General features: G+C 66.5%; 9 protein-coding genes. 2 read left to right on the forward strand and 7 right to left on the reverse strand.

Translation table 11 applies throughout. The annotated features are described in order from the left end of the window. Positions 1–67: 67 nt before the first annotated feature. From ACNPN0_RS12440 to ACNPN0_RS12470, 7 genes are all read right to left on the reverse strand, one after another. The gene (locus ACNPN0_RS12440) at positions 68–394 is read right to left on the reverse strand and encodes a hypothetical protein (protein WP_286134535.1); all 327 of its coding nucleotides are present in this window, start codon (positions 392–394) and stop codon (positions 68–70) included. Between the two features lie 358 nt (positions 395–752). Then, a complete protein-coding gene (locus ACNPN0_RS12445; protein WP_448938570.1) occupies positions 753–2,177 on the reverse strand; it encodes a phytoene desaturase family protein in 1,425 nt (474 codons plus the stop codon). After that, positions 2,174–2,704, reverse strand: coding sequence for a hypothetical protein (locus ACNPN0_RS12450; RefSeq protein ID WP_448938571.1), 531 nt, complete (start codon positions 2,702–2,704; stop codon positions 2,174–2,176). Before ACNPN0_RS12450 ends, ACNPN0_RS12445 begins: the two co-directional genes overlap by 4 nt. A 120-nt stretch (positions 2,705–2,824) precedes the next feature. Beyond that, positions 2,825–3,439, reverse strand: coding sequence for a flavodoxin family protein (locus ACNPN0_RS12455; RefSeq protein ID WP_448938572.1), 615 nt, complete (start codon positions 3,437–3,439; stop codon positions 2,825–2,827). 43 nt (positions 3,440–3,482) lie between these two features. Beyond that, the gene (locus ACNPN0_RS12460; RefSeq protein ID WP_448938921.1) at positions 3,483–4,118 is read right to left on the reverse strand and encodes a cyclodeaminase/cyclohydrolase family protein; all 636 of its coding nucleotides are present in this window, start codon (positions 4,116–4,118) and stop codon (positions 3,483–3,485) included. Further along, complete coding sequence (locus tag ACNPN0_RS12465) at positions 4,108–4,311, reverse strand: DUF6480 family protein (RefSeq protein WP_105657709.1); 204 nt, start codon at positions 4,309–4,311, stop codon at positions 4,108–4,110. The genes ACNPN0_RS12460 and ACNPN0_RS12465 overlap by 11 nt, the downstream gene beginning before the upstream one ends. 141 nt (positions 4,312–4,452) lie before the next feature. After that, on the reverse strand, positions 4,453–5,178 hold the full coding sequence (locus ACNPN0_RS12470) for an alpha/beta hydrolase (RefSeq protein WP_332498891.1): 726 nt from the start codon (positions 5,176–5,178) through the stop codon (positions 4,453–4,455). Positions 5,179–6,020: 842 nt separating this feature from the next. Between ACNPN0_RS12470 and ACNPN0_RS12475 the strand changes: the two genes are divergently transcribed. Together ACNPN0_RS12475 and ffh are read left to right on the forward strand one after the other, a co-directional pair. Next, positions 6,021–7,589 carry a peptidoglycan DD-metalloendopeptidase family protein gene (locus ACNPN0_RS12475; RefSeq protein ID WP_448938935.1) on the forward strand — a complete coding sequence of 523 codons (1,569 nt, stop codon included), beginning with the start codon at positions 6,021–6,023 and terminating at the stop codon, positions 7,587–7,589. Positions 7,590–7,783: 194 nt separating this feature from the next. After that, on the forward strand, positions 7,784–9,349 hold the full coding sequence (gene ffh, locus ACNPN0_RS12480; RefSeq protein ID WP_105661194.1) for a signal recognition particle protein: 1,566 nt from the start codon (positions 7,784–7,786) through the stop codon (positions 9,347–9,349). Positions 9,350–9,375: the final 26 nt, after the last annotated feature.

Genomic DNA, 9,375 nt, shown 5'->3' on the forward strand with positions numbered 1-9,375 from the left:
GCCCCCGGCGAATCTGCGCGGATGCGCGATTTCCCGGGGGCTGTGCCCGTTGCGGCGGTGCTTGCGGTTACACGCTGCTGCCGGACTCCTGCGTGGCGTACCTGTGTCCCAGCTTGCTGGCGTCGAAAGCCGGAACCGCGTGGGCGAGCGCAGTGTATTGCCAGTACTTCACACGGAATGCAGCCATTCCGCTGTGCTCGGCCTGGCCGAACAGATCCTTGATCTTGCTGCGCGGCGCGCTGGCCTGAACCACTTCCAAGACTGGAGACGGCTCGGAAATGTGCAAGAACTTCAGTTCCTCGGTCTGCGGTTCAACCATCGCGACCAGCACCGGCCGCTTGTGCACCGAGACCAGGCCCATCACATCATCGAGCGCTTCCAAAGGCTGTGTCATGACCACTGGCATTCCTTGGGTCCAGCCATAGCTGCTCAGATGCCTTCTTCCCTCGCGTGATCCCAGCAGCTCTGCTACGCGCAACGCGGTCTGGGACCTGACTAGCCTTCCTGGCATGTGAACTACCCTCCACTTCTAGACGATACTTCTCACTTCAACAATGCAGTTATCTGTCCCTCCGGACTGGGCAGCGTGGCCCTTGAAATGCGCTGTGGACCCTGCGGCCAGCGGTGGGGACTTGATAAAAAATTATCATTGGCCCACCAAGTTGTTGCGAACAGGCCGCGATTCTGAGGAAATTCCCAGACTTTATTCTCTACTAGTCAGTATCCCTATTCAGCTACCGTGATTGCGCGGTTCAGTCCCGCCCAAGATCACGCAGCGCCCGGTGCGCCGCGTGCCAGCCGGCCATGCCATGCACCCCGCCGCCCGGAGGGGTGGAGGAGGAACACAGGTACAGTCCCGGCACGCCCAGCGAATAGGGATTCAGCGAGGGCGCGGGGCGGAAGAACTGCTGGGTGCCGGCCAGCGATCCGCCGCCGATATCCCCGCCGACCAGATTCGGATTCCAGGCCTGCAGCTGCGCCGGGCCGGTGACTACCCGTTGCACGATCCGGTCCTTGAAGCCCGGCGCGAACCGCTGGATCTGCGCATCGATGAGCGCACCGGCATCCCCGCTGTAGCCCTGGGGCACGTGGGCGTAGGACCAGATGACGTGCCGGCCGGCCGGGGCGCGCGTGGCATCGGCGCTCGAAGGCTGGACCACCATCACGAACGGGCGTTCGGGCATTGACCCGGCAGCGACCTGGCGCTCGGCCCGGGCCAGCTCGGCGGCATCGCCGATCACATGCACGGTGCCGGCCTGCGCGGTGCGCGCGTCCTTCCAGGGGATCGGCCCATCGAGCAGGTAGTCCACCTTGTAGGCCGCGGTGCCATAGCGCCAGCGCTCGAACCGCCGACGCAGGCGTGCCGGGAGCTGGTCGCCGGCGAGCTGCACTACCTGGCGGGGCGTGGCATCCAGGAAGGTGAGGTCCGCATCGGGGAGCTGCGCGAGGTGGGTGATCTGGTGCCCGGTATGGATCTGCACCCCCAGTCCGTCGAGCACCCGCAGCAGCGCGTCGATGATGCTGCCGGTGCCCCCGTGCGCCACCGGCCAGCCCCATGATTGGCCCAAGGCCCCGAAGAGCGCGCCGAATCCCGAGGTGAACGGGTGGGAGAGCGGCAGCATGGAATGCGCGCTGGATCCAGCGAAGAGCGCCGCGGCTTGCCGGGTCCGGAACGCGGCGGCCAGCAGCTTCGCCGGCGGCAGCGCGCGCAGCCCGAAGCGGGCCATGAGCACCGGATGCGGCGGGATGCCCAGCAGCGGGCTGGTGGCATTGTCCAGGATCTCCTGCGGATGGCGCACCAGCGGCCCATGCAGCAGCTGCCAGATCTTCCGATCGGCGGGGAACTGCGCCATGGTGGCTTCCAGGTCCTGGTGCAGGAAGACCGACTCGGCGTCGTCGAGCGGGTGGGCCAGCGGATAGCCGTGGAAATCCCACTGCAGCCCATGGGCGGCCAGATCGAAATGCGCGAAGGCCCGGCTGCCATAGGCGAAGGGGTGGGCGGCAGCTCCCAGATCCACGATGGTGCCTTCGCCCAGCGTGCTGCCGGAGGCCGCGGCACCGCCGGGACGGGCATTGCGCTCGAAGACCTGGACATCGAATCCCTGCTCGGCCAAAACCGCCGCGGCGACCAGCCCATTGGGGCCGGCGCCAACAATGTTCGCTTTCTTTGGTGTCATGGGCGGTGTTCCCCCTGTTCATCGTTCACCTGCGGGGCGAAGCGCTCGGGCCAGGTTTCGTCGCTGAGCGCCTTGAGCTGGCTGATCTGCGACTCTGCGCGGTGCGACAGGTCCTGCAGCAGCGCCTGGTCCAGGCGCGGATCATGGGGCAGCATCAGCAGCAGCGTCTGCCACATGCGCAGCTTGGCATTGAGCAGCCCGGTGAGCACATCGAGCTGCACCTGCGCGGCAGCCAGCTTGCGCATGCGCAGCGGATTGAACGGGTTGACGTGCCCGGCCAGCTTGGCCGCCGGAGCGAGCAGGCGGGCCATCGGCCGCTTGGTGCAGCCCAGCCGGGCCATGATCCGTTTCAGGTCATCCTGATCCGCTTGGACCTGCTGGTGCAGCGATTCGAAACGCTGGGCATAGGCGGTGTCCGCCCAGGTGCCGTGGGCGGCCTTGAAGTGGTTCAGTCCCGATTCGGAACCCAGCAGGTGTTCGCTCAGGTACCGGTGCAAGGTCGTCTGGTCGATGGTGTTGTGCGGCATGGGCCCGTCCTTAGTTCTCGCCTGGGGTCGCAGTCTTCTGCTGGCTGAAACGCTAGGGCACCGGCCGCCGCTGGCCAATGGCCGGACGCTGATCCGCAGGCAGCACCCAGCATCCGGCGGCTAGGGGGCCGGGAAAGGCCGGGCCTTGAGCAGCCGCGCCAGATGCGCCGCGTTGCGCGTGGCGATCTGCGTGGCGTTGGCCGTGACCTGCGGGGTCTGGTCCAGATCCTGGTAGTCGGTGGTGTGCATGGCCTGCCCCACCCAATAGGTCGAGCCCTGGGCCGGCAGGGTGAACCCGACATCGGCCAGGCCCTGGCCCAGCTCCGCAATCACGTGGTGCGCGCCGTCCTCATTGCCCACCACGGCCACCACGCCCACCTTGCCAAAGAGGATCGGGCGGCCCTGCTCGTCGGTCTGGGACAACTCGGCATCCAGCCGCTCCAGCACCCGCTGGGCAAGGCTCGAGGGGTGGCCTACCCAAATCGGGGTGGCCAGCACCAGGATGTCCGCGGCCAGCAGCTTCTGCCGGATCCCCGGCCACTGGTCGCCACCTCCCATGTCCTTGAGCACTCCGGGCTTCACGTCGAAATCGGCAATGCGCAGGATCTCGGAGGGGACCTGGTGCTCCTTGAATTCCGCCGCCACCTGCCGGGCCAGCAGATCGCTGCTGGAGGCTTTGGGCGAAGGGGAGAGGGTGCAGACCAGGATCAGTGCATTAATCGGTGTCTGGACCATGTCTATCATTCCTTGTCATAAAGGGTGCTTCCGGGCAGCCGGATCAGCGCTTGATGCGTGCATCAACGCGTGCGGCCAGCTGCCCGGCGGTCTGCATCGCCCGCTCCAGCGATGCTGCGGTATCCCATAATCCGGAGTGCTGCGCGTGCGCCGGGCCGAAGGTCAGCTGGGACAGGTCGTAGCGCAGATTGCTGCTGGCGGCCTGCAGCACTGCGCGGACCATGCCCAGCGCGGCGGCGACATCGGCCACCAATTGCGGTTTCGCATGCTGGTCAAGCCAGCGCAGGTCATTCACTGCGGTCATGGCCAGCGCGCCGAGTGCGGCCGAGGATTTCGCGGCCTGCAAGCAGGCCGCGGCGAGCTGGCGGTCGCGCAGCTCCGAGGGCGGTTGCGCGGAGGCTTCCCCGAAATCCGCGGAGGCCTTGGCATCCCGGTCGGCCAGGCCCAGCGCGTCGATCCGCAACTGCTTGGCCCGGGCCTGCAGGCCGGCGAATTCTGTGTGAACGGGTCCGGAAGCCGAGCCGTAGCCCGCGGACATGGACATCAGCGCGGCGGCAGCACCGAGCATCAGTGCCGCCGCCGCTCCGCCGCCCGGATTCCCGTCCGACTCGGCCAGCTCTTCAAGCCAGCGTCCAATGCGCGCCTCGCTGATCGGACGCTGCGGGCCGCTATTCGCCATGCCCCTGGTCTTGGCTCATCGAGCCTTCACCGGGCGGGGTTTCGCCCGGCGGCACCGAACCGCCCGGCTCCAGTCCGGTAATCAGTTGCTGCTCCGGGTCGGGGTTGGATGTGGCTGCGGCTTCGCGATTGGCCTCTTGGGCTTCATCCAACTGTGCGTCGGGCTGCGACGCGGAGGATTCCTGCGGGTCCATCGGCTGCTCCTGTCTGCATCTGGGCTGCGGGCTGGGGATCCAGCCCTTGTCCGCTCACGCTAGGCCAGGGCCCCGGCGGGCTCAACAGCACCGGGCGATTCACACGGAACGCACGGATTGCGGTGCGCTGCCTGCCGGAATTCAGCTGGCCGGCGGCAATCCAGGTACCAAGTGCTTGAGCACTGCGGCGTGCAGGCGCGCATCGGCCAGCAAGCGGAAATGCCCCAGCGTGGGCAGCTTTATGTTGGTGGCGCCGGCCAGGTCGCAGCCGCCGGGGATGTGCGGGTCGAAGCTGCTGTAGATGGAGATGATCCGGGAATTCACGCTCAGGTTGGCCGAGAGCTTGAGCAGACCCTGGTCGTTGGGGGACAGCGAACGCAGGGAGCGGACCGGCGCATAGCGTGCATAGCGCGAACCGGAGAAGGGGGTGCCAATGGCGATCATCCGATTGATCCGGTAGCCCTGCGGCGAGGCGGACATCAGGTACTTGCCGATCAGCCCGCCCTTGCTGTGCGCCACCAGCACCGCATCGTCGAGCTGCGCCCGGTCCAGATAGCTGGAGACCACCTGGGACATCTCCGGCACCGTGCCGCGGTTGAAGCCGAGCTGCGGGATCACGTGCACCGGGTGGCCGGCCTGGTGCAGGGCGTTGGCCAGCGGGAGCAGGAATTTCCAGGATTCCCAGATTCCCGGGATCAGCACCACCGGTTCGGCTGCCGGATGGCAGCCGGAGCGCAGCCGGCCGGCCTCCGCACTTGGCAGCAGCGAACGCAGCTGCCAGGCACCGGCATAGAGATAATCCTGCAGCCAGGCGCGGGACAGGACCGCCCACCGCGATAGCCTGCTAGACAGGGTGCTGGTCTCCACCGGTGCTCCTTTGCTGCGTGTTGCGCTGTGGGACCGGTTGCGCCGCGACGGGGTCCCAAGAGCATTATCACCACATGAGTAGGGCTGAGACCGGCAGCGACATTGCCCGGTCTGGGGAATTCCGGGAGTGGGGCCGCCGGCCAGCCCGCTGCCGCGGCGAGCCGAGGCCCTCTTCATGGCCCATGCCAGCCCACGTGCCAAGTGGGGCTTTGAAAAGTTCAGCCCGGATCCGGTCCCCAACAGGTGCTGGCTGGCCTGGCGATGGATGGTGCTTTGGCGGATTCCAGGGTGCTTCGGGCCTCGCACAGGTGCCGAAACCGCATCGAACCGGTGCTGGATTTCCAAGCGCGTAGCGTGGCCGCGATGGCGCAGGGGGGAAAGAGGCGGAGCATGGAATCCTCACGCTGCTGAAGAAGGCTTCAACTAGCCATGGATTAATCATCGTGCCGGGGCTATTCTGAGGTTCTGTTGAGTAGTTGCAGTTTTTGGGGGACTGGCAAGTTATGAGACGACAACATCATGGTTTAAGCAGCTCTGTGCCGCGCGGCGTTTTGGGGAATGGCCGGCGGCTTCCGTATGGGGCGCTGGCCATTGCCGCGGCTTTCGCTTTAAGCAGTGCATTGGCTTGGCCCGGGGCGGCCGGTGCAGTGCCAGCCAGAGCCCAATCAAGCACGCTGGCCTTTCCCGCCGGGCCATCGCCGGCGCTGGGGAGCGAGGCTGTCACCGCACCGGATCTGGGCGGAACACCCGCTATCCAAGTCCTCGGACTGAGTTCACTTGGCGGAAGGACCGGAGGGCCCGCGCCCGACCCGCTGGCACACGTGGCCGCCAATCGGGCGGCGATGACAGCAAATGCAAGCCCTGGAGCGCTGGCACAGCCCGCGCCGCTAGCTGCCGACCAGGGCATTCGTCCGGCAATGCTGAGCCCTGGTCTGCTGTTGGAGCATCCAGTGGCCACCCGCCGGATTTCCAGCCCGTACGGTTGGAGGTTCAATCCGACCGGGTTCGGCCGCCAAATTCATATCGGCCAGGATTATCCAATTTCCTGCGGTTCGCCCGTGCGCGCCAGCGAGTCGGGCCGGGTGGTCGTCGCGGGCTGGGCCGGGCATTCGGGCCAGCGGGTCACCATTGACCACGGGCATGAGGTGCAGACCGGGTACAGCCACAACTCGCTCTTGCTCGTCAGAGTGGGCGAGCTTGTTGTCCAAGGCCAGCTCATCGCCCTGGCCGGGACCACCGGCAATTCCACGGGGTGCCATGTGCACTTCGAGGTCATCGTCAATGGCCAATGGCATAATCCGCGCAACTACCTTCCTTCAGGCGGCGGGCAACGCCAGGCATTGTTCGCTTCGACGCAATTTGCAGTCGATGCCGGCAGCGCGATGCGCCATCAACCGGCAACAGGAAGAAGCGGGCAGTACGTCGGGGCGGCCAGGCATTACGGATCGACCCGAACGGAGCATCCAGCGCCGCCGAAGACCGCGAGGCACTCCCACGCGGATCCGCTCCAGCCGCCAGCGGCGAGCAAGAAGAAACAAGCCGCGCCAGCCAAGCCGAAGGCGCAGCCGAAAAAGGAATCCGGCAAACTCCGCCCGACCCCGCGTCCGGCGCAACCGGCGCCAGAGCCGAGCAAGAAACCCGAGCCGCCGCAAAAGTTGAATACCGAAAGCCCGGAGGCTACGCCATCTGCATCAGCGTCACCGGCACCCGTGTCGGCCAAGCCGAGCGCGCCGAGCGCAGCGCCGACGCCCAGCACTGCACCAGTTCCTGAGCCGAGCCCGTCGAGGGCGCCGACCGCCTCGCCAAGTCCTTCGGCACCACCTTCCAGCGTGGCGCCATCAGCTCCGGATAGCGTTCCGGAGGCAACGGAATCGACCAACTCCACGCCAACCTCTGAACCAACCCAAGTGCCTGGACCCAGCGAGGAAACTGGCGTCGAGCCCCGGGAGGACCAGGGCCCAGGCGGTAAGGATGCTCCAGCCAGCGAGGATCCCACGGACCCTGCTGCCCGCGTAGAGCGCCAATTAGGTGCAGCCCAACCCAAGACCGTGGACTTGCAGGCACAAGAGCCGGAGAAGAAACCGCCAGTGGCCAAGGCCCTGCCGCCGGCCAAGTCCACTGCTGCGAAAAAGCCGGCTGCGAAGGAAGTACCGGCTGCGAAGCCCAAGCCCGCGGCCCCGGCCAAGCCTAAAGTTGCAGCGCCCGTGAAGCAGGTCGCCAAGGCGCCGGTCGCAACCCTGCCCAAGCCCAAGCCTGCTATCGCAGCACCGGCAGTGCAGAAAGTTGCCCCGCCGCCGGCCAAGCCGAAGCCTCAGGCGACAGCCGCGGTGAAGTCCAAGGCGGCCGCCCCGGCGAAGCTCCCGCAGGCGCCGGCAGCAGCCGCACCACCTGCCAGCGAGGCCAAGCCGTAGTCCTTGGCTGCCCGGTTCCTTGATGCTGCTCCCGTCCCTTTGGACGGGAGCAGCGTGGCGCTGGGGAAGAGACAACTGGTGAAACGCTGCACAGCTGGTTAGTCCAGCGCCCGATTATTGATATTCTTGGGAGTTGAGTCCTGTGCGATTTTCCAATGCGCACCACAAGACCTATCGAAAGAAGTGCCCGGCACGTGTTTAATTCACTTTCCGATCGCCTGACAGCAACCTTCAAGAACCTGCGCGGCAAGGGCCGCCTGACTGAAGCGGATATCGACGGTACCGCACGCGAGATCCGCCGCGCCCTGCTTGACGCCGACGTTGCCGTACCGGTGGTCCGCGGCTTCGTGGCCCAGGTGAAGGAACGCGCTCTGGGTGCCGAGGTCTCCGAGTCGCTGAACCCGGGCCAGCAGGTCGTCAAGATCGTCAACGAGGAACTCGTTGGCATCCTGGGCGGGGAAACCCGCCGCCTGAACCTGGCCAAGAACCCGCCGACGGTGATCATGCTCGCCGGCCTGCAGGGTGCCGGCAAGACCACCCTGGCCGGCAAGCTGGCCAAGCACCTGAAGTCCGAGGGCCACACCCCGTTGCTGGTGGCCTGCGACCTCCAGCGCCCCAACGCCGTCAAGCAGCTGCAAATCAACGGCGAGCGTGCCGGCGTGCCGGTCTACGCACCGCACCCGGGCGTCTCCTCGGAATTCGACACCGCCACCGGCGACCCGGTAGCGGTAGCCCGCGACGGCGTGGCCGAGGCCAAGGCCAAGCTGCACGACATCGTGATTGTCGATACCGCCGGCCGCTTGGGCGTGGACACCGAGATGATGGCCCAGGCCGCGAACATCCGCGCCGCCATCAACCCGGATGAAGTCCTCTTCGTCATCGACGCGATGATCGGCCAGGACGCGGTCAACACCGCCCAGGCCTTCCACGAGGGCGTCGACTTCACCGGTGTCGTGCTCTCCAAGCTCGATGGCGATGCCCGCGGCGGCGCCGCCCTGTCGGTCGCCTCGGTCACCGGCAAGCCGGTCATGTTCGCCTCCACCGGCGAGAACCTGGACGACTTCGAGATCTTCCATCCGGACCGCATGGCTTCGCGCATCCTGGACATGGGCGACGTGATGACGCTCATCGAGCAGGCCGAGAAGAACTGGGACAAGACCGAAGCCGAGCGCATGGCGAAGAAATTCGCCGACCAGGAAGACTTCACCCTGGACGACTTCCTGGCCCAGATGGCCCAGATCAAGAAGATGGGCTCGATGAAGAAGCTGCTGGGCATGATGCCCGGCGCGCAGATCTCCCGCCAGCAGCTCGAGCAGTTCGACGAACGCCAGATCGACCGCGTTGAGGCCATCGTCCGTTCGATGACCCAGCACGAGCGCGTGGCTCCGAAGATCATCAACGGCTCGCGCCGCGCGCGTATTGCCAAGGGTTCGGGCGTTTCGGTCTCCGAGGTGAACCAGATGCTGGAGCGTTTCGCCGAAGCGCAGAAGATGATGAAGAAGATGGCTGCCGGCGGCGGCATCCCGGGCATGCCGGGGGCCGGCAAGGGCGCTGCCCGCAAGGCGAAGGCCAAGGGCAAGGGCAAGAAGCAGCAGAAGTTCGGCAACCCGGCCAAGGCCGCGCAGGCCGAGCTGGAGGCCAAGAACAAGAAGGCCGCCGCCCCGAGCGGTGCCGCCTTCGGTCAGGGCGCCAACCAGGACTTCGATCCTTCGAGCCTGAACCTGCCGGCGGGCTTCGAAAAGTACCTTGGCAACAAGTAGCAACCAGTCCTTGCAGGGGGGCGCCC

The organism is Glutamicibacter sp. AGC84 (assembly GCF_053543575.1).

Bases quoted from the DNA above. Each gene is read 5' to 3' on its own strand.
- ACNPN0_RS12455 (WP_448938572.1), bottom strand. From the start codon at position 3,439: ATGGTCCAGACACCGATTAATGCACTGATCCTGGTCTGCACCCTCTCC.
- ACNPN0_RS12475 (WP_448938935.1), top strand. From the start codon at position 6,021: ATGACAGCAAATGCAAGCCCTGGAGCGCTGGCACAGCCCGCGCCGCTA.
- ACNPN0_RS12465 (WP_105657709.1), bottom strand. From the start codon at position 4,311: ATGGACCCGCAGGAATCCTCCGCGTCGCAGCCCGACGCACAGTTGGAT.
- ACNPN0_RS12440 (WP_286134535.1), bottom strand. From the start codon at position 394: ATGACACAGCCTTTGGAAGCGCTCGATGATGTGATGGGCCTGGTCTCG.
- ACNPN0_RS12450 (WP_448938571.1), bottom strand. From the start codon at position 2,704: ATGCCGCACAACACCATCGACCAGACGACCTTGCACCGGTACCTGAGC.
- ACNPN0_RS12460 (WP_448938921.1), bottom strand. From the start codon at position 4,118: ATGGCGAATAGCGGCCCGCAGCGTCCGATCAGCGAGGCGCGCATTGGA.
- ACNPN0_RS12445 (WP_448938570.1), bottom strand. From the start codon at position 2,177: ATGACACCAAAGAAAGCGAACATTGTTGGCGCCGGCCCCAATGGGCTG.